This window comes from Paenibacillus sp. FSL F4-0243, assembly GCF_037963295.1.
GTDB lineage: Bacteria > Bacillota > Bacilli > Paenibacillales > Paenibacillaceae > Paenibacillus_AQ.
The window spans coordinates 1,491,017-1,513,585 of record NZ_CP150151.1; the positions used below are offsets into that span (position 1 = coordinate 1,491,017).

General features: G+C 44.5%; 23 protein-coding genes and 1 other annotated feature. Of the genes, 9 read left to right on the forward strand and 14 right to left on the reverse strand.

All coding sequences use genetic code 11. The annotated features are described in order from the left end of the window. Positions 1–4: 4 nt before the first annotated feature. The 7 genes from NSS87_RS06770 to NSS87_RS06800 all read right to left on the reverse strand — a co-directional run bounded on the left by NSS87_RS06770 (position 5) and on the right by NSS87_RS06800 (position 6,371). Entirely contained in the window at positions 5–526 is a 522-nt protein-coding gene (locus tag NSS87_RS06770; RefSeq protein WP_076284127.1) for a hypothetical protein, read from the reverse strand. A 97-nt stretch (positions 527–623) separates the two neighbouring features. Continuing rightward, a complete protein-coding gene (locus tag NSS87_RS06775) occupies positions 624–1,043 on the reverse strand; it encodes a GNAT family N-acetyltransferase (RefSeq protein ID WP_042185684.1) in 420 nt (139 codons plus the stop codon). Between the two features lie 103 nt (positions 1,044–1,146). Then, positions 1,147–2,139 carry an RluA family pseudouridine synthase gene (locus tag NSS87_RS06780; protein WP_042185686.1) on the reverse strand — a complete coding sequence of 331 codons (993 nt, stop codon included), beginning with the start codon at positions 2,137–2,139 and terminating at the stop codon, positions 1,147–1,149. Positions 2,140–2,232: 93 nt separating this feature from the next. After that, positions 2,233–2,421 (reverse strand): CLC_0170 family protein, encoded by a 189-nt coding sequence (locus NSS87_RS06785; RefSeq protein ID WP_042185688.1) that lies wholly within the window; start codon positions 2,419–2,421, stop codon positions 2,233–2,235. A gap of 24 nt (positions 2,422–2,445) precedes the next feature. Next, the gene (locus NSS87_RS06790) at positions 2,446–3,669 is read right to left on the reverse strand and encodes a Ger(x)C family spore germination protein (protein WP_042185689.1); all 1,224 of its coding nucleotides are present in this window, start codon (positions 3,667–3,669) and stop codon (positions 2,446–2,448) included. Then, on the reverse strand, positions 3,662–4,765 hold the full coding sequence (locus NSS87_RS06795) for an endospore germination permease (protein ID WP_042185691.1): 1,104 nt from the start codon (positions 4,763–4,765) through the stop codon (positions 3,662–3,664). The genes NSS87_RS06790 and NSS87_RS06795 overlap by 8 nt, the downstream gene beginning before the upstream one ends. Then, entirely contained in the window at positions 4,758–6,371 is a 1,614-nt protein-coding gene (locus tag NSS87_RS06800; protein ID WP_197071268.1) for a spore germination protein, read from the reverse strand. Before NSS87_RS06800 ends, NSS87_RS06795 begins: the two co-directional genes overlap by 8 nt. Before the next feature lie 170 nt (positions 6,372–6,541). Between NSS87_RS06800 and recQ the strand changes: the two genes are divergently transcribed. Both recQ and NSS87_RS06810 read left to right on the forward strand, forming a co-directional pair. After that, positions 6,542–8,377 carry a DNA helicase RecQ gene (gene recQ / locus NSS87_RS06805; RefSeq protein WP_339245762.1) on the forward strand — a complete coding sequence of 612 codons (1,836 nt, stop codon included), beginning with the start codon at positions 6,542–6,544 and terminating at the stop codon, positions 8,375–8,377. Positions 8,378–8,393: 16 nt separating this feature from the next. Further along, positions 8,394–10,301 (forward strand): B12-binding domain-containing radical SAM protein, encoded by a 1,908-nt coding sequence (locus NSS87_RS06810; protein ID WP_339248445.1) that lies wholly within the window; start codon positions 8,394–8,396, stop codon positions 10,299–10,301. A 309-nt stretch (positions 10,302–10,610) separates the two neighbouring features. Here the strand turns inward: NSS87_RS06810 and NSS87_RS06815 are convergent, their stop codons facing one another. From NSS87_RS06815 to NSS87_RS06830, 4 genes are read right to left on the reverse strand one after another with little or no spacing between them, the layout of a single operon-like run. After that, a complete protein-coding gene (locus NSS87_RS06815) occupies positions 10,611–11,561 on the reverse strand; it encodes an alpha/beta hydrolase (protein ID WP_339245765.1) in 951 nt (316 codons plus the stop codon). Between the two features lie 27 nt (positions 11,562–11,588). After that, positions 11,589–12,557: a type I phosphomannose isomerase catalytic subunit gene (locus tag NSS87_RS06820; protein WP_339245767.1), complete on the reverse strand. Its 969-nt coding sequence runs from the start codon at positions 12,555–12,557 to the stop codon at positions 11,589–11,591. Positions 12,558–12,603: 46 nt separating this feature from the next. Further along, positions 12,604–13,206, reverse strand: a complete 603-nt coding sequence (locus NSS87_RS06825; RefSeq protein ID WP_042185699.1) for a class I SAM-dependent methyltransferase — start codon at positions 13,204–13,206, stop codon at positions 12,604–12,606. Next, the gene (locus tag NSS87_RS06830) at positions 13,206–14,162 is read right to left on the reverse strand and encodes a TIGR01212 family radical SAM protein (RefSeq protein WP_339245770.1); all 957 of its coding nucleotides are present in this window, start codon (positions 14,160–14,162) and stop codon (positions 13,206–13,208) included. The genes NSS87_RS06825 and NSS87_RS06830 overlap by 1 nt, the downstream gene beginning before the upstream one ends. 323 nt (positions 14,163–14,485) lie before the next feature. Between NSS87_RS06830 and NSS87_RS06835 the strand changes: the two genes are divergently transcribed. Together NSS87_RS06835 and trmB are read left to right on the forward strand one after the other, a co-directional pair. Further along, on the forward strand, positions 14,486–14,671 hold the full coding sequence (locus NSS87_RS06835; protein ID WP_042125061.1) for a hypothetical protein: 186 nt from the start codon (positions 14,486–14,488) through the stop codon (positions 14,669–14,671). Positions 14,672–14,867: 196 nt separating this feature from the next. Further along, the gene (gene trmB, locus NSS87_RS06840) at positions 14,868–15,584 is read left to right on the forward strand and encodes a tRNA (guanosine(46)-N7)-methyltransferase TrmB (protein WP_339245772.1); all 717 of its coding nucleotides are present in this window, start codon (positions 14,868–14,870) and stop codon (positions 15,582–15,584) included. A gap of 84 nt (positions 15,585–15,668) precedes the next feature. Here trmB and NSS87_RS06845 read toward each other — a convergent pair whose 3' ends face one another. Then, entirely contained in the window at positions 15,669–16,784 is a 1,116-nt protein-coding gene (locus NSS87_RS06845; protein WP_081382712.1) for a glycosyltransferase, read from the reverse strand. A gap of 49 nt (positions 16,785–16,833) precedes the next feature. Beyond that, positions 16,834–17,361 (reverse strand): phosphatase PAP2 family protein, encoded by a 528-nt coding sequence (locus NSS87_RS06850; RefSeq protein ID WP_042185706.1) that lies wholly within the window; start codon positions 17,359–17,361, stop codon positions 16,834–16,836. A 403-nt stretch (positions 17,362–17,764) separates the two neighbouring features. Here NSS87_RS06850 and NSS87_RS06855 point away from each other — a divergent pair, with 403 nt between their 5' ends. The 4 genes from NSS87_RS06855 (at position 17,765) to rplT (ending at position 20,432) form a co-directional block, all read left to right on the forward strand. Beyond that, complete coding sequence (locus NSS87_RS06855; protein WP_042185708.1) at positions 17,765–19,003, forward strand: glycosyltransferase family 2 protein; 1,239 nt, start codon at positions 17,765–17,767, stop codon at positions 19,001–19,003. 78 nt (positions 19,004–19,081) lie between these two features. Continuing rightward, positions 19,082–19,226: a sequence feature (ribosomal protein L20 leader region), on the forward strand. Between the two features lie 56 nt (positions 19,227–19,282). Further along, positions 19,283–19,780 carry a translation initiation factor IF-3 gene (gene infC, locus NSS87_RS06860; RefSeq protein ID WP_042125071.1) on the forward strand — a complete coding sequence of 166 codons (498 nt, stop codon included), beginning with the start codon at positions 19,283–19,285 and terminating at the stop codon, positions 19,778–19,780. Between the two features lie 60 nt (positions 19,781–19,840). Continuing rightward, a complete protein-coding gene (gene rpmI / locus NSS87_RS06865) occupies positions 19,841–20,041 on the forward strand; it encodes a 50S ribosomal protein L35 (protein WP_036679507.1) in 201 nt (66 codons plus the stop codon). 31 nt (positions 20,042–20,072) lie between these two features. Further along, the gene (rplT, locus tag NSS87_RS06870) at positions 20,073–20,432 is read left to right on the forward strand and encodes a 50S ribosomal protein L20 (protein ID WP_042125073.1); all 360 of its coding nucleotides are present in this window, start codon (positions 20,073–20,075) and stop codon (positions 20,430–20,432) included. A 140-nt stretch (positions 20,433–20,572) separates the two neighbouring features. Here the strand turns inward: rplT and NSS87_RS06875 are convergent, their stop codons facing one another. Next, positions 20,573–21,115 carry an acyl-CoA thioesterase gene (locus NSS87_RS06875; RefSeq protein WP_042185711.1) on the reverse strand — a complete coding sequence of 181 codons (543 nt, stop codon included), beginning with the start codon at positions 21,113–21,115 and terminating at the stop codon, positions 20,573–20,575. A gap of 307 nt (positions 21,116–21,422) precedes the next feature. On the opposite strand from NSS87_RS06875, the gene NSS87_RS06880 reads away from it, so the two are divergent. Continuing rightward, the gene (locus NSS87_RS06880; RefSeq protein ID WP_042185713.1) at positions 21,423–22,478 is read left to right on the forward strand and encodes a BMP family ABC transporter substrate-binding protein; all 1,056 of its coding nucleotides are present in this window, start codon (positions 21,423–21,425) and stop codon (positions 22,476–22,478) included. The last annotated feature ends 91 nt before the right edge of the window (positions 22,479–22,569 follow it).

Here is a 22,569-nt window from a genome sequence, read left to right on the forward strand (position 1 = left end):
GGGATTATACGGAGAAAGATTCCAGTTCTTCTACACTTTGCAGAAGATGATTCAGCAGGTTCGGAATGTCCTCCATCTGCTCCTCCGTGATTTGCCTTTTGAATCGCAGCTCGATGCAGTTGTTGTAGGTTTCACCTTCTTGACCATAAATGAAGCTTAAAGATTGCACGGGCTGGAATTCAGGCCCCCAGATCGCTTTGAGAATACTCTCGATCGCCTGACATTCAGCAGGGATATCTTCGATCTCCATATAAAAACGTAACGAAAGATTGCAACCGGGATCCGTGTTAGGCACTTCCAATATTTCATCGCTAAGATCTTTCACAGATGAAGTAAGAAAGACTTCGGCGGTTACGCTCCTGCCAGCCGTCAATTGGAAGGAAAGGCTGAATTCTCTGGACATCGATGCCATATTCAGAAGGTCGGAACGATCCGTAACTACTAGAATTCCGTCCAAATTATCGTAATCGTAGATTTGGTTCTCAAAAGCAATTTTAATATTATCGAAGACAGTAGGATGGAACAATAATGGCACCTTCTTTTGTTTATTAGTATTGTAACATGATCTAAATAGAAGTGAAAAAGATGCCCAGGGACCATATGGACCGGGCATCTTTCGCTTGTTACTCCATGACCTTGAACATGCCCGTCATACCCGGGGCATGATTCTGAAAGCCGTATCGTTCGTAAAAGGTATCATTCCCATGTGATGCGAAAAGTCCGACGAACGCGCCAGAAAAACAATGAGATCGAATATAGTGTAGTAGCTGCTCAATAATGACATTACCAATGCCTTGGCCCTGAAATTCGGGAAACACGGCTACGTCCTGAATATAGAAATACATATGACCATCGCCGACGATCCGCCCCATACCGATAACCTTGTCTTCCTGTACAACGACCATACCATACACCGAATGAGCGAGAGAGGCTGCGGTCATTTCCGTATTCACGTTCCCCCAACCGACAGCTTCCCATAAGGAGGCATGCTCCTCAGGCGTGGGTAAACGTTCAATACATTCATAATGATGTGCTGTTGTCATAGCTAATCACCCATTCTTTGTTAAGTTATTGTAGCGATTGTAGTGTAGTAAGCTCCACTGTAATCAGCCCCCTTAGGATGAATGGGTATTCACTGTGATCTTGTTAGTTCGTAGGTGCAGGTGCGGTATATTTCAGGAATGTCTTCGGAATTGGACTTTCGAAGGTCATTAACTCTCCTGTAGTAGGATGAATAAAAGAAAGTACACGAGCATGCAGACCGAGACGGCCTACCGTTTTGGTCTCTGCACCATACTTCTTGTCTCCTGCAATCGGATGGCCGATATCTGCCATATGAACACGAATCTGATTTTTGCGTCCAGTTTCAAGCTTTACCTCAAGTAACGAGAAGTGGCGGTTCGCCTGAATGAGCTTATAATGTGTGATCGCATGTAGACCATCGCCTTCATGAGGACTGGAGTACATTTTCAGGGTAGAGGTTTCTTTTAGCCAAGAGCTCACTGTACCTTCAGGTCTTTTGACGGCGCCTTCGACTAGAGCTACGTAAGAACGTTCTTTCACGGTATCCTTCCACGTAGTTTGCAGTGCTTGCTGGATCCGTTCGCTTTTGGCAAACATCATTACCCCAGACGTATCGCGGTCCAAGCGGTGCACGACAAAAATTCGATTCTTAGGATTGCTGATGCGGACATGCTCCATAAGCTGGCGGTAAGCTGTTAATTCATTTTCTTCCGCAGTGGCAATCGACAGCAGTCCAGCATCCTTCTGAATAATGATTAAATCATCATCTTCATGGACGATGGTGAGTCCGATCATTTCCGCTACTTGTACAGGCTTCTCTTGATCAATCGTCACAGTTTGACCCGGATGCAATTGAAAATTATGCTGTGTGACTACTTTGCCATTCACTGCTACTTGTCCACGCGAGAGGATAGATTTAATAGCATTTCGTCCACGGCCTGTGATATGGATGAGTAAGAAGGGTAGCAGCTCAGAAGGTTCATTTACTGTAAAAGACTTGGGCGCTGCGGGTGCTTTAGCTTTATGATTAAGCTTGCCATTTGGCTTGCTGTGGGAATTGCTGTGGGAACGAGTACCTCTTTTGGCTGTTTCTTTAGGATTTCTTCTTGTGTTCATGACTGCATTCTCCGTCCTTTAATATTGTACTCCTCAATATACCATGGGCGGTTAAGAAATACTATGTGAAGGGCAGCAAGAAACGAATTCGATTTATAGATAGAATAGCTGAGCTAGTCCTATCAGCAGGAATAAGCTGAAATATATCCAACCGATCACATTAGCGTATTTCTTTTCCCGGTGCATAGCATTGACTGCATATATTTTAGTATCCACAGTAAGCAACAGAACACTGGAGATCAGCAGCGCAACAATTACGTAGGTTAGCTGGTGATAGAACATAGTAGAGCCTCCTATAAAGGTCATTTAATTTTGTTTAAGACCTACTCTGTCGATGTGAGTTTTCAACTTAACTTCAATACTGAGATTAGAATACTGCTGCTCCCAGTCATGTTTGTCACGAACATGGGCTTTCCAGTAGGAGGGAGCATATGCACGAATATATTCACCCATGCCAAAGACATCGGAATGCGCTTGTTGAGTTTCTTCGATAAGGTGGTTGAAAATACCGATCACTCTCTTTTGAAAGATATCTTCAATCTTTTCTAAAGAACGGCTGGAACTGATAGGGATATCACTACGTAAATGCTCATCTAGAGCCGCCTCTAAAGAGAGGTTATAGGTGATGTGAGGTTTGCCCTCTTTGAATTGAACTTTCACCCTCGTGAACCGGTCGTTGACCTTGAGCATCACCGGACCGAATTCATCAGCATAAAAAAGATCGGAGTATCCCCCGGGATTAATGCCCTTCATGGACATATATGCGCCAATCTCAATGGGAATCGTCGAACCGACCATCACTCCACCACTAAAGTAAGCTAGGCCTTTAATCATGATATTGTCTTCCTGATGTAATGAGACGTAAGGCAGATAACCACTTTCGCCCCATTTGGAATCTGCTGACCAGAATACACCTATATAATCAGCAGGAAATTTCCCCGATGTCACTGCTTTTTCCATGGTAGAGAGGATGTAAAGGGTCGGCACTCGCTGCAGCGGAGGATTAATATTCATAAATTTGGCAGCCTCCCCTTCGGATACTAGCAGCCAGGTCCGGCGACGAACTTCTGGATTGCGACGCAAATAATCATTTAAGTCATCCATGCTTTTTCTTGCTATGTCCTCACTAATAATAATCACTCGTAAATGAATCAGATAACGTGGATCAGAAATTTGCTGCTGTAAATTGTTCATGGCGTCATCTAATGTGTACCCGTATACTTCTACGACCCATACTGGATTTTGATTTCCGCCTCCGCCTTCACCCCCACTGCCTGGTCCGAGTGGAACTCTTCCCGGAACCGCAATTTGGGCGGTTACACGAATTTGGGGTAAGTTAATATTTGCACTTTTAAGATGAGTGGTTTGGTCATCATTTGTTTTGCTGTCTGGAGGGACGGAATCAATGGATAACCCTAGCACCAATGCACGATCTTCAATTTCGAGCTGGTCCCAGCAACCTGCGAGCAATCCAGACAGGAGTGAGAGAATAAAAATAAGAACTACACGCTTATAAATTTTTTTATTCATGAGAAATGGCTCCTTTATTTCGGATTAGAGAGACTAACCATAATAAAAGAGGGTAGAAGGTCAAAAAAATCAAACCGATTATCGCTGTAATGCTAGCAAATGAATAGACCTGAAATATGTTTCTCGGCAAAAGTGAAAAAGTGAAGATAAGTGGAAGTAAGAAACTGGATATTAGGCGGTGATCCTTGTGCCGCAGCACTTGTTGCAGAGAGTATGCGGCTAAGTAGTAGTTCGTAAAGATGGTAGTGAATATAGAAATCACCCAAATTATTATAAAAAGAGCATCAAACCGTTCTAATAGTCCTGCGCCGATGGATATGGAGCGAGCTGCTTCTAGGGTTGGATAGGACAGTAATTTGGTTTCCTGAGCTCCAAACATGCCTAGAGTGACCCAAACGATCATTACATAAATGAATCCAATGATACCCAGCGCAATAGTGCCTGCTTTAAGGATCTGTTGAGGTTTTTTCATTAGAGGAACCAGCAGGATGATGACAAATGTGCCTTGATAAAGGCCAGCGGACGTAATCGTTCCTTTGGAAAAGCTTGAAAAGGTGGTGTGATTTCCGGTGAGGGGTAGCAAGTTCAGAACATCAACATTTCTCATAGCTACCAATATAATTGCGATAGCGGATAATAGAATAAAGGGTAAATAAAAAACATGTACATAAGTGAATTTTACAATATTTCTACGGATTGATAAGGCAACCAGTAGGAGCATTAAGAGAATTACTACTTCTATGGGTGTCTTTTTAAAGACAACCGCAACACATACTTCTCCAAATTGGCGCATGGTGATCCCAGCAGAGAAAGCAAAAAACAAAGAAATAAGCATGGAGAAAATATCCGCGAGCCAAGTTCCGAGAAGGCGGCGGCTGAATACGAACAACGTTTCGTTAGGGAATTTTCGGCAGACAACCGCTGTAAACCAGCAACCTAAAAAAGCAACAGGTACGCCAGAAGCAGTTACGAGCGGTGCACCACTGTCTCCGGCTTCAGCCATATAACGAGGAATACTTAAGATTCCTATTCCTATAATCGTACTGATGATTACAGCCATGACTTGGATCGTTGTTATGGGGCGGTTACTATTCATCAGCTTCACTTTTCTCCTTAAAAATCAGATCGGTATGCATTTTGGGGATATCATTCGCAAGAAGATCGGGATCAGGTGTATTGAGAAAGCTTGGGCGACTTCGCATCCACCATAAAGGTACACGAACAATACTATCCTTGAGGTCCTTCCAAATCGTAGGCACAAAGGGTGTCATGTAGGGAACGCCGAAGGATTCCAAGAATAATAAGTGGTTAACAATAACAATAGTGCCAAGCATTACTCCGTACAGACCAAAGCAGCCTGCCAATATGATCAGTGGAAATCTAAGCATTCTTGAAGAGATTGCGGCATTGTAAGCGGGTGTGGCAAAAGACCCTATGGTCGTTATAGCGACAACAACTACGGTAGTTGGACTCGCCAGACCTGCTGCTACGGCTGCCTGACCAATGACAAGCACACCTACAATAGAAAGAGCCCCGCCAATCATTTGCGGTAAGCGAATGGTTGCTTCGCGCAGCACCTCCATGAAGACTTCCATAATCAGAACTTCCAATACGGCTGGAAAGGGTACGCCAGCTCTTGCACCAGTTATTGCTACGGCGAACTCTGTCGGCAGTAGCTCAGGATTGAAAGAGATAATGGATACATATAAGGCTGGGAAGAAAAGGGAAAATAATAATGCGATCAGGCGGATCATTCTTAGGAGGCTTCCTACAACAAAACGTTCTGTATAGTCATCCATCGTCTGAAAGAACTGATTGAAGAGCGCCGGGACGATGAGGCAGAATGGTGAACCGTCTACAAGGATGATGACTCGTCCTTCTAATAAAGAGGCTATAGATTTATCCGGGCGTTCGGTTGGCTGAACCTGTGGAAACGGGGAGAGGGGATGATCTTCTATGAATTGCTCGATATACCCCGCATCAAGGATGCCGTCTACATTTATTGCTGATAATCTCCTCATCACCTTTTGAACTAGCCCTGGATCGGCTATTCCTTCGATATAACAAACAGCTACTTTTGAGCGCGTCCGTACGCCAAGAGGGGCAGTTACTACACGAAAATCCGGCGTTTGCAGTCGATAGCGAAGTAAAGAGATATTGGATTCTAAATTCTCTATAAACCCATCACGCGAACCGCGTATAACTTGTTCAGTTTGAGGTTGCTCAATGCTACGATGCTCAATTTTACGCAGATTGAAGTAAAGTGCCTGATCCATTCCATCTATGATTAGAACAACATTTCCCTCCAACAAGATGGAGGCTAGAGTATTTAGGTCCTTAGTACGGTTACCTTGTGTTACTTGTACTGTCATACTCCAGATGTAATCAGGTAAATCCTTTAGATCTTTTGGAATTTCTGAGAGATCAGAGGAAACATTCATTAATGGCTTTAAAACATAGTTCTGAATTTGATTCTGGTCCACCACAGAAGAAAAAAAGATAATAGCCGCATCATGTCTACCGTACACCTTGAAGTTACGGACTATAAGATCGCTGTCTTCTCCAAAGACTTGTTGAATGAAGCTTATATTGCTCTCCAGGCTGGAATCCAGTGGCTTTACCGGACGATTGTCCTGGGCAGAGGACTCTTTGCGTGCAGGCTTATGTTTAAAAGAGGTATATTTTTGTTTCCAATTTTGCACGGTCGCTCCACCCTTCTATGAAATCTCTCTTCTTAAAGCTTGGCTTAAAAGAAGGCCTTTTATGTAAATATTTCAAAGGAAGAACATGGTGACCATAGTTAAGGAGTGTTGCTCAATACACTTTTGACCGCTAAACTAAAGATAGAAACGCTTAAGGGGTTATGAGAGATATGATGATGCAAGCACCTACTATTGAACAGGCGCAGGCTGAGCTGCAAAAATATTACGGTTATCCGGATTTTCGGGATGGTCAGAAGAAGATTGTTCAGAACTTGCTGGAAGGTCGCGACACACTCGGTATTCTTCCTACGGGAGGTGGGAAATCGATTTGCTATCAAGTTCCCGCACTGCTGCTTCCTGGGCTGACACTGGTGATCTCACCATTGATCTCTCTGATGAAGGATCAGGTCGATGCGTTAACCACGGCAGGTATTCCGGCAGCCTTTATTAATAGCACGTTAAGCGGGAAAGAAGTAAATGAGCGGATTCGGGCTGCCCGTCGCGGCGATTTGAAGCTGCTTTATGTTGCGCCCGAAAGGCTAGAGCTGGACTGGTTCCGTCTGGAGATGGCTGAGCTGGCGATTTCCTGTGTGGCTGTGGATGAGGCGCACTGTGTATCTCAGTGGGGACATGATTTCCGTACAAGCTATTTGTCGGTATCGCCTTTTGTGAACGAGCTGCCAGAACGGCCAATCTTGGCTGCATTTACAGCGACGGCAACACCAGAGGTTATGGAGGATATGGTTCGGCTGCTGCGTCTGCGCGAGCCGGGTATTTTCATGACTGGACTCGGAAGAGATAATTTAGCGATGTCTGTGCTACGTGGAGAGAATAAGCGGGAGTTCGTCATGGATTACACCGCAACGCATTCTCATCAGCCGGGTATTGTATATGCGGCTACACGCAAAGAAGTGGATGATCTATATCAAAGGCTGCAGGCTTCAGGAATAGCGGCAGGCCGTTATCACGCAGGTATGAATGATCAGGAGCGGGCAGATAGCCAGGAAGGCTTCCTTTATGACGATATTCGGGTCATGGTGGCCACCAACGCTTTTGGGATGGGGATTGATAAATCCAATGTCCGGTACGTAATACATTACAATATGCCAAAAAATATGGAAGCTTATGTTCAGGAAGCAGGCCGTGCTGGTCGTGACGGGGAGCCGAGTGAATGTATTTTGCTTTTTAGCGCGCAGGATATTATGACCCAAAAGTTCCTGATCGAGCAGAATCCGCAGGACACGGACCGTAAAGCTAACGAATATCGCAAGCTTCAGCAAATGATTGATTATTGTTATACTACCCGCTGCTTGCGCAGTGCCCAGCTGGATTATTTCGGAGAGGAGCATGAGGACAAGTTATGCGGCATTTGCAGCTCATGTACAGATGAACGAGAGCTTATAGATATGACCGTAGATGCGCAAAAGATATTCTCTTGCATCCACCGTATGCGGGAACGTTATGGAGTAGCATTAGTGGCTTCTGTGCTGAAAGGCTCTCGCAATCAGAAAGTGATGCAATATGGTTTTGACAAGCTGCCAACGCATGGGGCGATGTCGAGCCGGACAGAGAAGGAAATCTCAGAGAGCATCAATGTACTCATCTCTGAGGGATATCTTGCTTTGTCTGAAGGACAATACCCCGTAGTGCGGCTCCAGCCTTTGGCTGCTGAGGTACTGCGCGGACAGCGTGAGGTCATGCAGCGAGTAGCGCGGCCATCACGAGCAGGTGCGGCATCTGGTACGCGAGCTCGTAGTCGCGGGCATGACCTGTCACCTTCGGCAGTCAATGAGACTGTCTTTGAGCAGCTGCGTCTGATCCGGCGAGAGTTGGCGGGACGTGAGCATGTGCCCTCATATATTATTTTTAATGATGCCACGCTGCGTGAGATGAGTGTGGTTTGCCCGCAGACCGAAGCGGAAATGCTGAGGGTAAAGGGTGTCGGGGAAGTGAAATACCGAAAGTATGGTAAGGCATTCCTAGAGTTTTTTCAAAATGAAATGTAGAAAAGGTCGTGTAGCATTGAAAATCGTTCTGACCACGCTAAACGCAAAATATATCCATACCTCACTGGCGATCCGTTTGCTTAAAGCCTACAGTGAGCATGAATTTAAAGATATTCATTTGGTGGAGTACACCATTAAAGATCCCGTGATGAATATCGTGTCCGACTTGTTTCAGAAACGGCCAGATGTGATTGGCTTCTCCTGTTATATCTGGAATATCGAAGAGACGCTCAAGCTGATCGGAATTCTTAAGCAAGTGATGCCTGAGGTTACGATTGTTCTCGGAGGACCGGAAGTCTCTTATGAGCCGCTGCATTGGATGAAGAGAGAAGCTGGCATTGATTTCATCGTAAACGGAGATGGAGAAGAGACGTTCCATCATCTGCTGCAGGAGCTGAGAGACGACCGGAAATTTCATTTTGTGTACGGAGCTGCTTATCGTAAGGGAGAGGAGATCATTGTAAATCCACCTCGTCCCAAAAGCGATCTAAATACGCTGCCTACACCGCATCGTTTTCCAGAGGATATTCCAGATCTGAGCAAACGTATTGTTTATTTTGAGACAAGCCGTGGGTGCCCGTTTAACTGTCAATTTTGTTTATCCAGTATTGAGGTAGGCGTACGTTATTATGATATTGAACGAGTGAAGTCTGATTTACTCTACTTAATTGAAAATGGCGCCAAAATCATTAAATTCTTGGACCGCACCTTCAATATCAACCGCAACTATGCGATGGAAATGTTTCAATTCCTGATCGATAATCATCAAGGCTGTGTGTTCCAGTTTGAAATCACAGCAGATATCATGCGGCCAGAAGTTCTGGATTTCCTGTCGAATAATGCGCCTCCGGGCATCTTTAGATTTGAGATTGGTGTACAGTCTACAAATGATGAGACGAACGAGCTTGTTAAACGCCGCCAGAATTTCAAGAAGCTCTCTCGTACGGTAATGAAGATTAAGGAAAGTCGTAATATCGATCAGCATCTGGATTTAATCGCAGGGCTTCCAATGGAGGATTACACCACCTTCCGTAAAACCTTTAACGATGTATTCGTTATGGAGCCAGAAGAGCTGCAGCTTGGATTCCTCAAAATGCTTCGCGGGACGGGTCTGCGTGCACAGGCGGCAAAATATGAGTATACGTATATGGAACATGCCCCTTACGAAATTCTTAGCAGTCATATGATGACCTTCTCGGATATTATTCGTTTGAAGCGGCTTGAGGATGTGTTGGAGAAATACTGGAACAGCCACCGGATGGACCATACGGCCAAATACTTGATCCGTCACGTGTTTGATTCACCATTTGATTTCTTTCAGGAGTTCGGTGACTACTGGGAGGAGAGAGGCTGGCAAAAGATTGGGCATCAGCTAGAAGATCTCTTTACCCGTTTGCAGTCCTTCTTGATAGATCGTGGGACTCCATCTATGGATATTATTACTGGGCTAATGAAGCTTGATTATTTCCTAGGACACAAGTATAAGCCTCGCAAAATCTGGTGGGATTTCGTACTGGATAAGTCGGATTGGTCGAGTTACTTGAGGGATATCGCTGCTAATCCGGGTCAAATCTCTGCGCAATTGGCAGAAGCCGGACTCAGTGAAAGAGAGCTGCAAAAATATACGGTGCTTGAAGTGCTACCGTTCTCGCTTGAAGCGGTGCTGGAATCCATCAGCGGTCTACGGGCGGATGGGGGTTCAGAGGAAGAGGAAGCAGGCGATGCTAGCGACGGGACTGTACCTTCTCCTGAGTCATTAATACAGGGAGTTACAGAGAGTAGTTTAGTAGAGTCTGTCCAAACCACAAGCTCTGCTGTAGCCGTAGCTGAATCACCTTCCGTTCGAGAAGGTCGTACGCTGCTAATCGTAATGTATCAGCAGAACGAGAGCCAACGCGCTCAGTATTATACGCTGCCTTTGTAATAGGGCGATTGTGTTGGGAGGAAAGACCGTTCCTTTGGGGGCGGTCTTTTTTTGTTACATGCGCAAGCGTCTTCAGAATTCGCAAGTGGTGGAGGGAAGTGATGATTGGCCATAAAAGTCTTCTAAGACCGAAAACGAAGTGGGATAGTAATGGCTGCCAAAAGCGCCAGATGAGTCCGGGAGCGGAGGGGAAGAAAGGAGCTAGGAGTAATGTAAGCTGCTCACAACCCAAAACGAAGAGCAGCGATCCCCTAATAACGGGAGGATCGCTGCTCTGTCTCAAATAATCCAAAAAACCTACGGTTTTCTTTAAGCTGTAGTCGTAACCTCAGAAGGGAGATGCTGTTCTAACCAGTTAAGCACATCGGCTGTAACTTGATCCCGGTTCACCTCATTAAGCATTTCATGTCTGCCACCTGGATAGAGCCGATACTCTACGTCCGATATCCCTCGTTTCTTGTACAGCTCCGCAAGACGAGGAATGCCTTGGCCGCTCATCCCTACAGGATCCTTATCCCCACCAAATATATAAATGGGCTTATTTGTACATAATGTCCTAAGTGATTCCTCGGAATGGATCTCCCTTAGGAGGTGGAAAAAACCACGGAAAAAGCGTGTTGTACAAATGGCTCCGCAGAATGGATCGGCAATGTACTTATCAACTTCCGCTTCATCGCTGCTCAGCCAGTCATATGCAGTTCTTACAGGAGAAAAAGCACGGTTGTAACTGCCGAATACTAAGCTGTTCAGTAGTACACTTCGGTGATGTTCACCCTTTAACTTGAGCTGTGCACTAGCCAGAGATTCTCCAAGGCGCAGCATACCGCGAGGACCATTTGTACCGCTTAGGATAAATCCTTCATAGATTTCGTTACCCTCTTCACACATCAGCTTTTGAGCCAGAAAGGAACCCATACTATGAGCGAATAGAAAGATGGGCTTACCTTCATGTTTGGAGAGTGCTTTGGCTGCTACCTGGAGCAGATTGCGCCGCATCCAATAGAATCCGTCCTCCCCAACATCGCCAAGCAGATCGACTTGACCAGCGGTTTTACCATGTCCCCGGTGGTCATTGACATATACTGCATAACCTACTCCGGTTAATGCTTCCGCAAAACGAGCATAGCGGACAGCTGTTTCACACATACCGTGAGAAATTTGCACGATTCCTCTAACTGGCACATCGGATTCAGGTAACCATTCATAGACATGGATATTTACACCTATGGGATCCGTTAGGGTAAAGCTATTTTCCTTCATGGTCCATTCCTCCTAAAGGTTCTCGACTTATGGTAAATAAGAGCGAAGCACAGTAGAATGACCTTCGATAGCGTAACGGCCGAGACTGGAAGGAATCAGATAGCATTCTCCTGCAGCATAAGGTTGGGAGCCGCCATCCCAAGTAAGATGTCCGCTGCCTTCACAGATGACTAGAATAGTGAAGCTGTCTTCTGTAGTGGTGAGGTCCCATGAACCATTTACGATTCCTTTTTCTACGATAAAATATGGCGAAGCGGCAAGTTGCAGCCACTCTCCAGGAACTGCGTTATCTGTCTTCATCGAAGTAGCCCCGGCGCCTTCATAAGCTGTAACATTAAGTGAATCTTCAATATGAAGCTCACGTGGTTTTCCGTCCAGGCCTGGACGGTCATAGTCATAAATGCGGTATGTAGTGTCGGAATTTTGCTGGATCTCTGCTACAACGACACCAGCACATAGCGCATGAACGGTTCCGGCGGGAATATAGAAGGAGTCTCCTGCAGAGACAGATACTTCTTGAAGGCTATCCATAACAGTGCCTTTCTCCAGTGCTTCGCGCAATGTTTCACGATCCACACCTTCTTTAAGACCATAGATGATTTTGGCACCTGGCTTAGCGTCTAACACGTACCACATCTCTGTTTTGCCCAGTTCACCTTTTGGCAATCCCTCATAATCATCTGTAGGGTGGACTTGAACGGAAAGATTGTCGTTGCAATCCAGCAATTTGATTAGTAGAGGAAATCTTCCACCCGTTTCTGAAATCCCTTTGCTTCCGAACCATTCATGGCCGAACTGCTCACGAATTTGATCTAAGCCTTGACCGGCTAACTCTCCGTTTACCACCGATGACGTTCCATTCGCGTGATCGGCGATCATCCAGCCTTCGCCAATATGTCCTTCAGGTAGATCTAGGCCGAATTTCTCCAGCGCGCGGCCTCCCCAGACACGTTCTTTAAACTCCGGTTGAAATTTCAAAGGATATGGTTGAGTCATTGCTACATCTTCCTTCCCAAATATAAAATAGTTTGATGCTTACAGTTTAAGAGGGGTTTCCTTTTTTCTTTTCGAGCGCAATCATATAAGGTGAATCCGTGCGCTGCAGCTGACGATAAACAATGCTTTGTGCTACCTTTTGGGAAACAGCTGCTGCCCAAGATTCAACGGCAGCGGCTTCTTTATCTCCGCCTGCATGGCCGGGATAAAGAACTGCTGTAATGATCCCACCTGGACGCAGTAACTGGAGAGAAGCTTCCAAGGCTGCAATGGAGCTGTCCGGCTGAGTAATGATGTTCTTGTCGGCATCTCCTGAAGGCAAGTAGCCTAGATTGAACATTACAGCTCCAACGGTGCCATGCCAGTTCGCTGGAACAGCTTCAGCCATTTCGGCGTGACTACGTTCCAGTAAGGTGACGGTGGCGAGCGAGGGAGCTTCCTCTTTTGCAAGCCGCAGGCGCTCTTCAGCCAGGTTCAGCGCTGCAGCTTGAATGTCAAAGCCGTAGACTTCACCGCGAGCTCCGGTTGTTTTGGCTAGAAAAAGCGTATCAGCACCAGTACCTACAGTGGCATCAATCGCACGATCACCTAAAGTTAACCGCTCAGAGATTAATTTATGAGCAAAGCTTAAAACGGACATAAAGCCCATTAGCTCTTCCTCCAATACTTACCCTGCCAAGTATCACGAGCAACTAGCTCATCGTCAATGGCATTTAGCACTTCCCATTTCTTGAGGCTCCACATCGGTCCGATTAAGAGATCCCGAGGAGCGTCTCCAGTCAAGCGATGTACAATCATTTCAGGGGGCAAAATTTCGAGTGAATCGGCAATGAGCTTCACATACTCGTCCTGTTCCATGAATCGTAGCAACCCAGCTTCGTATTGCTTCACCATTGGTGTTTTACGCATGAGATGCAGAAGGTGAATCTTAATTCCTTGTACATCCATGCGAGCCACAGCAGATACCGTTTCGAGCATCATTTCATGCGTCTCCTGTGGGAGACCGTGAATGATATGGGTGCAGACACGAATGCCGTGACGCCGCAACTTCTCAACAGCATCTACATAACACTGGCTATCGTGAGCCCGGTTAATTAGCTCAGAAGTGGAATCGTGTATAGTTTGGAGACCCATCTCTACCCACAGATACGTGCGCTCGTTTAGCTCCGCCAAATATTCGACAACATCATCCGGCAAACAGTCAGGCCGTGTAGCAATAGATAGTCCAACGACACCTGGCTGCTGTAAAATCACTTCGAAATATTCTCTAAGCTCTTCGACCGGAGCGTACGTATTCGTATAGGCCTGAAAATATCCGATGTATTTAGCATTTGGCCATTTTAGATGCTGCTTGTCACGGATATTAATAAATTGGGTGACGAGATCATCTCGGCGACTTCCCGCAAAATCACCAGAACCTCTGGCACTGCAAAAAGTACAACCACCTTTAGCGATGGAGCCGTCACGGTTGGGACAGGTAAAGCCTGCATCAAGCATAACTTTGAATACCTTGGTATTCAAATGTTCACGCATTTCGTAATTCCAGGTATGAAAACGTTTATCTCCCCAAAGCTGCGGAGGAGTAGTGTATTGAAGATTAGACACGAGGAGCCCCTTTCTGAAAATATAAACATAGATAAGTATCCTTATCCTTATATTTTTCTGAGACGGATGGCATCCTTTATAAAAGAATACACAGCCGTTTCTTATAATCCAATACATTGTATCAAAAAACAGAGCTCGGCGTAACATTCACTCCCGGTACTGGCATGGAAAATAGGCCGAAAGTAAGGCGCTTTCAACTTGAAAATGCTTACATAGTATGTTATATTCAGAGTGTGAAAAGCTGCTGTGGCTTAAAGAAATTCAGCCAGGAGTTCATAATTTCGTGTCGTCCGATCCATAATAATAACCGTGAGGTGATAGCAATGAATTCTCAAACGGTATATGCTGAGGGTAAAGATTCGATTGAAGTCCACTTAACGCCAGATGAAGCCCTTGCACTAACAGGTGTGGAATTTAACGGCAACCCTAAGATCAAGACAGATGCACAGCGTAAAATTCGCAGCGCATTCGAAAAAAAGACATTTGCCACAAGCTCAAACACAAAGTAGATCCTAATCTACCGGACAAGAATGAGCCTTAATTCCAAATATACACAACGAAGGAATTCCCCTGGATAGCTCATTTAAGAGCTGAGCCAGAGAATTCCTTTTTCTTTTTTACCCCAATCCCTTTACTTTTCGGGACAATTTCGGCACAATATTGCAAGTGACAGTTATCGTATAAGAGATAATCGGAGGAATACCTATGCGTTTACGCGGAAGAAAAGGAATACGTGAAAGTTTGGAAGAACAGACCGATCTAGTCATTCTTGACCCTCGGAGTTATAAAGGTGAGTGGTCCAAGCTATTCGGAAATGATCATCCGATCCATGTGGAGTTCGGAATGGGCAAGGGACAGTTTATTAGCCAAATGAGCTTCAAATATCCCGATATTAATTTTATCGGCGTTGATATGTATGATGAGCTGATCCGCCGTGCTGGAGATAAGGCTAGAGCAGTATGGGAGCCGGCAGGTCATGAGACGCCGCCCAACCTGAAATTGGCACTCGCCAATATTGATTATGCAGAGGAAGTATTTTCTCCAGGAGAGCTGGAACGAATTTATCTTAACTTCAGTGATCCATGGCCAAAGAGTAAGCATGCTCGTCGTCGTTTGACACACCCGCGTTTTCTTGACAAATATCGGGGGCTGCTAAGCGACTTAGGTGAAATTCATTTGAAAACAGATTCTCGAAGCCTATTTGAATTCTCATTAAATGCATTTGCGGACTTTGGTCTACAGATGAAAAATATCTCGTTAGACCTACATGCGGACGGCATCATAAATGAGGATCATATTATGACGGAATACGAGACGAAATTTGTCGGACGTGGCGTGAATATCCATCGTTGTGAGGCCATTGTAGGTGCGGAAGCGCTCAAGCAGTATCAAGCTACCCGTTTGGACAAATATCGGTTGTAGTTACAAAGCACTACTCCAAAAGATGTGCTTCAATAATAAAGCGGCAGCCTCCAAGTGGTTTGGAGGCTGCCGCTTTTAAATTAACTATTCCAATAATTCGATAATGCTCTGAGCACATTGCAATGGGTGGTAACGGGCGATTTCCTCAAGATGAAGTTTTCGCTTATTCTGCACATCCTCGTAGTTGTTTAATAGACGTTCCATCCACATTACGACTACGTCTAAAGACTCTATCGGCTCTCCGAAACCTGCTGCGGTAAAATAGCGGCAATTCTCCTCCTCCTGCCCGGGCAGAGGGTTATAGAAAAGCATCGGTATTCCTTTAGCGAGCCCTTCACTGCAGGTCATTCCACCCGGCTTCGTGACGAGCAGATCGGACACCTCCATCAGCTTGTCAATCTCACGCGTAAAGCCTATCAAGGATATATTAGGATGATTATAACGTGAGTCTTCTTTCATTTCCTGAAGCAGCTCTTCATTCTTGCCGAGACAGAAAACAATCTGAATCTTCTCTCGCCATTCCGCCAGACAGGCATTTACAACCTGATCGTTCATGATCCCCCAGCCGCCGCCCATGACTAGTACCGTTGGCATATCCTTGAGATTGAATTGCTGTCGAATCTCCTGCTTTCCAGGATGCTGCCAAAAGTTAGGGTGTACGGGTATCCCAGTAACCTGAATTTTTGCAGAAGGAATGTTTCGCATACGCAATTTGGATTTAACCTCTGGTGTTGATACCAGATAACGGTCTACCTCTGGACTGATCCAACTGGCATGTGCGTCATAATCCGTTATAACAGTTACGAGAGGCATCTTTAGGGTAGGATCCACTCTCTTAAGACGAGATACTACAGCACCCGGAATGAAGTGTGTGCAGACAATAACGTCAGGTTTCAACTGCATTACAACATTTTTGGTATGCGTATAAAATATACGATGCAGGGCAAGCGTGGTAAGACGATTAAATGATTTCTGGTGACGGTAGACGTACCCCATCAGCTTTGGCTGAGTCGTTACCGTCTTACGGTAAGCAGACAGAATAATGGGTGCCATTTTGGGATTAAGGAAATTCCCAAGTTCTAGCACCTTCGTTTGTAAATTAGGTGACAGTTGGCGCAGACTGCTCGACAGCGCATAAGCTGCTTGAGTATGTCCTGCTCCAAAGCCTTCTGAGAGTATTAAAATTCTTTTTTTTTGCAATTTTGATTCACCTATTCTCAAAGGTTTTCCCGGTTTAACCATATATACTTCAGATCCATAAGGCTATAGTGCCCGCTGCAACACTGGTTCCGATCACTAAGCCTGCAAAGACATCAGATGGATAATGTAATCCCAGATAAATGCGTGAAAACCCGACAATACAGGCCAGCGGCAGCAGAATAACGGTCAAGGCAGGAAATGCTACCATATATGGGACCGTTGAAGCAAAGATAGCTGTAGTATGACCAGAAGGAAAGGAATGATCCTTTAATGGATTACGAAATGTGTTCGTATCCGGTAACGCCAGATAAGGCCGCATGCGTGGATACAGTTTTTTAGCGACAGCAACGGGCAAATGGCTAACAGCTAGAGCCGTCATTGCTTGCAGGCTAGCGGTTCTCCATGGCTGAGGAGCAAATGCCCATATCAGTATGTTGATAACAATTGTGCTTGTAGCTCCACCCAAATGAGTGAGATAGAAGAGCCAAAAGTTCAGAAAACGATTATGCATTCGTCCGTTGATCCACTTAAAAAGGTGCCGCTCCCAGAGATGTAGCTTCATGAATAAATGTCTCATATCTTGTCCCTCCGCCAGTCGGCTACCGATAACAGGTGCTTATGAGCAGTCCGTTCTTTAGCATTAGATCTGTCTTAATCATACTTTTTAAAGGTAGTCCATTTCAAGGAAAAGCTCAGTTTTGCTAGAAATTTGCTAGTTTTGACTTAGAGCCGCTAACGCCGTACAATGATTCAAGCGGACTAAACATGTTTAAAAGGGTAAGAGATAAATAAGGATCCAAATAAATGGAATCCATACAATTCTTTTAAGCAACACATATAAAAATTGTGAAGTCTGCCTAGAATAAGAATACTCTTGGTCTATTGTTAAGGGATGCAACAAAAGGGTCAGAAGGAACGTCAAGCAAGCTAGAGAGAAAAAAAAGAACACCGAGAGTGAAAAAAGGGGGCATCAAAAGGTCATGACAGACGCACTGTTTGTTACGCTCCAAGTGATCTTGGCAGCAATCGCAGTATATCAGTTTACCTTTTCGTTATTTGGTCTGCACAAGAAAAAGACAAAGACAAAGTATAAGCCAGAAAAAACATTTGCAGTACTTGTTGCTGCACATAACGAGGAAGAAGTCGTCGGCGCGTTAATGGAGAACCTGAAGCAGCTAAACTATCCTTCAGAACTGTTTGACGTATTTGTAATTTGTGACAATTGTACAGATGGCACAGCTCGCATTGTTAGAGAGCACGGAATGAACGCTTGTGTCCGTACTAACCCGAATCTACGTGGTAAAGGTTATGCCATTGAATGGATGCTCAAGGAGCTTTGGGGCATGCAGCGTCAATATGACGCAGTTGTAATGTTTGATGCCGATAATCTGGCACATACTGAATTCCTGATGGAGATGAATAATGATCTTTGTTCAGGAGCGCGTGTTATTCAAGGTTATATTGACACCAAGAATCCAGAAGATTCCTGGATTACTGCAGCGTATGGTGTGTCGTATTGGTATATTAACCGTTTGTGGCAACTTTCACGCCATAATTTGAATATGGCGAACTTTCTTGGCGGAACAGGAATGTGTTTCGAGACCAATCTCCTTAAAGAGATGGGCTGGGGAGCTACAAGCTTAGTTGAGGATCTGGAGTTTACGATGCGCAGTGCATCTCATGGTGTATATCCTAAGTTCAACTATGACGCAAAGGTATTTGATGAGAAGCCTCTAACTTTCAAGGCCTCTTCAAGACAGCGTCTGCGCTGGATGCAAGGACACTTTACTGTAGCTCGTCGTTATTTTTTCCCATTACTTTGGCAAAGTATTAAAGAACGTAGCTTAACGAAGTTTGACCTTGCGCTTTACGGAGCAAATGTGTACATTGTTTTGCTCACCTTCTTGATGACGGCGGTAATGTGGGTGGATATGGCCCTTTTTAACGGACCGAATATTGCTAATATTTACGGCAGCTTGCCAGTCTGGCTCGGTTTCCTTGCGATCGGTTTGAATCTGGTGACCTTTGGGATTGCGATGGCTTTGGAGAAGGTTAAATTTAAGAAGGTGTACGCTTATCTGGTGTTCTTCCCAATTTACCTGATCTCTTGGTATCCTATTACGTTCTATGCGTTCTTCACGCAGAACAACAAGCAATGGAGCCATACCAAGCATACGCGTGTCGTAAGACTTGAAGAAGTGCAAAGCAAGCAGGTATAAGATATTTAAGAATATTGAATAAAAGAATTGACACTCCGTTTGGAGTGGTGTATAGTATTCAAGTACGCAAATCATAGGGATTGCAAGAAGAAGCACCTGCTTCTCACCTGACTGGCATATTCGCCGGCTGGTTTTGATCTCAATGCTTTATGAATGTTAATGTTCATGAACGTTGATCAAACACGGGGTGTCGGGTGTTACCGGCACCCCTTTTTTATGGAGTAAGGCAGTATAGTTGTTAAAAAGATCCGGAGGTGGAGAGTTATCAGTAAGGAACATATGATCAATGATGAAATTCGGGCCAAAGAGGTACGGTTGGTTGGTGCGGAAGGTGAACAAATCGGAATTAAACCGATCCGCGAAGCGTTGCAAATGGCGATCGATCTTAATCTAGATTTAGTCAATGTAGCACCACAGGCTAAGCCGCCGGTATGCCGCATCATGGATTACGGCAAGTTCCGTTATGAAACGCAGAAGAAAGAGAAGGAAGCCCGTAAGAACCAGAAGATCGTTGATATCAAGGAAGTCTGGTTCCGTGCTAACATTGAGGAACATGATTATCAAACCAAGTTCCGCAATGTGATCAAGTTCTTGGGTGAAGGCGATAAAGTAAAGTGCTCCGTTCGTTTCCGCGGACGTGAGATTACACATGCGAATATCGGCCAGAAAATCCTCGAGCGTGTTAAGAACGAAGTGGCTGATATATCTGTTGTTGAGCGCCAGCCTAAGCTGGAAGGTCGCAGCATGATTATGATCTTGGCTCCTAAAGCCCAATAAATCTGGAGTCACTTGCTTACATGCAATTTGGCGCCGCATAATATTCAAGGAGGAAACACCATGCCTAAGATGAAAACACATAGCAGCCTGAAAGGCCGCTTCAAAATTACCGGAACTGGTAAAGTAACACGTTACAAAGCTCACAAAAACCACTTGCTGTCCCACAAATCTAAACGCGCTAAGCGCGTTCTGAACGGTAATCCAGTTATGGCCCCTGGGGATGTAAGACGTTTGAAACAAGGATTGGCTAACTTGAAATAGTTTATCACACATTTTTGGGAGGTTTATTAATATGGCAAGAGTTAAGGGCGGATTTGTAGTTCGTCGTAGACATAAAAAAGTATTGAAATTGGCAAAAGGTTATTTCGGTTCTAAACACCGCATTTTTAAAACAGCTAAAGAACAAGTAATGAAATCGATGGTTTACGCTTACCGCGACCGTCGTCAAACTAAACGTAACTTCCGCAGACTGTGGATCGTTCGTATTAATGCAGCAGCTCGTTTGAACGGTCTTTCTTACAGCAAGCTTGTATACGGCCTGAAATTGGCTGGTGTAGAAGTTAACCGTAAGATGCTGGCTGATCTGGCTGTAAATGATCTTAACGCATTCAACTCCTTGGCTGGTATTGCCAAAGAGAAAATCAACGCGTAAGTGTTGTAATATAATCGAAAAGCACCGCCTGCGTGTTGCCCATGCAGCGGTGCTTTTTTGTGTGGTATGAAGTATATAGAATGAGGAAATGATTTCTCTGCCGTAAAAAAAACGAGAAAAAAACTCTGCTTAATGCAGAGTTATTCCCAGTACTTTACAGTATTGAGCTCGGCAGCGAGCTTTTTACTGATGGTTCTTCTTACTTTACGTAGCTCAGAACGTTCATTAGCTGATTCGCTGATCAATTTCTCTTCATCGGTTTCTGGGATTATGGCAGGAACTGGAGTGGGAGTACCATCCTCCCCAACTGCAACAAAGGTGAGGAATGAAGTGGCAGCGACGGCGCGCTCACCCGTATATAAGTTTTCTGAAATGATCTTTACGAATACCTCTATGCTTGTACGTCCGGTCCAAGAAACGAAGGATTCGAAGCATACGGAGTCTGTAGGTCGGATGGGCCTCAAGAAGTCAACAGAGTCTGTAGAGGCTGTAACGACATTGGCACGGCAATGGCGCATAGCTGAGATGGAGGCTACTTCATCAATGCCGCTCATAAGCTTACCGCCAAACAATGTTTTGTGATTATTAACATCATTAGGGAAAACGCGTCCGGTTTTGAAGACACGGGATTCACGGCAATATTTAAAAGCTGGCATCGTTTGTGGATTTTTTTCATCGGTCATATCTGATAACTTCCTTTCAGTGCAAATACTAAGCAATCATAATAATAGAAAACACATAAGTGTGCAATAATATTTGTAATGTGTTGGAATACTATACAAAGTAAAATAAGGTTTTCTAACATCATTCAAACATGATGATAACATGTCGTGTCATGGAAAGCGGTTACTTACGAAAAAGTACAAATATTTATTGACCTGAGGTCATTTATGGACTGGATTTTAGATTTTATTGCAGTTATAATTTGATCTATGGAATGTCCAAGTAGAACACAGATGACATCCAATATTTTAAGGGGGATCACATTCAATGAAAAAAGTTTTCAAGCTATCTCTTGTAATGTTGCTGGCATTCACAGTAGTATTGGCCGGTTGCGGAAACAACAACGCTAAGAATGCTGCAAATGGCGAGACTAATGCAGGAACAAATGGCGGAACAAATGCCGCAAAATCTGATTTCAAATTTGGTATGGTTACTGACATCGGAGGCGTAAACGATAAATCGTTTAACCAATCCGCATGGGAAGCATTACAAGCTCTTGAAAAAGAAACAGGTTCTTCCGTTAAATATTTGCAAAGTAAATCAAACGCTGACTATGAGCCAAACCTTAACCAATTTGTTAAAGATGGCTACAACTTGACTTGGGGTATTGGTTTTGATCTTGGCGACGCAATTAAAAAGGTTGCTGGTGAGAACGCAAATGCTAACTTGGCAATTATCGATAGCGTTGTAGATGCTCCTAACGTAGCATCCGTTACTTTCTCTGAGAACGAAGGTTCCTTCTTGGTTGGTGTGGTTGCTGGTTTGACTACAAAAACTAACAAAGTAGCTTTTATCGGCGGTATGGAAAGCCCAGTAATCAAACGTTTTGAAGTAGGCTTCAAAGCTGGTGTATTAGCAGTTAAGCCTGACGCTAAAGTTACAATTACTTATGCAGGTGCATATGACAAGCCAGATACTGGTAAATCTCTTGCAGCTACATTGTATAACGATGGTAATGACATTATCTTCCCTGCAGCTGGTGCAACAGGAAATGGCGTATTTAACGAAGCTAAATCCCGTAACAAAGCTGGCGGTGCTAAAGTATGGGTTATCGGTGTAGACAAAGACCAATCCATTGAATTTGGTACGGACGTAACTTTGACTTCTATGATCAAACGCGTTGACGAAGCTGTGAAGAAGGTTTCCAAAGAAGTAATCGATGGTACTTTCAAAGGTGGTACTACAACTGTTCTTGGTTTGAAAGACAATGGTGTAGGTATCTCTGATACATCTAAAGTTAACGTTTCTGAAGAGATCTTGGCTAAAGTTGAAGATTACAAAAAACAAATCATTGATGGAACAATTACAGTTCCTACCGAGTAAGATCTCCCTTTTATTTATCGGATTACAATAAGCAACAAAGAATAAGGCCGGTTATGTGCTGGCCTTATTCCTTGTTAAAGCACTGGTTATG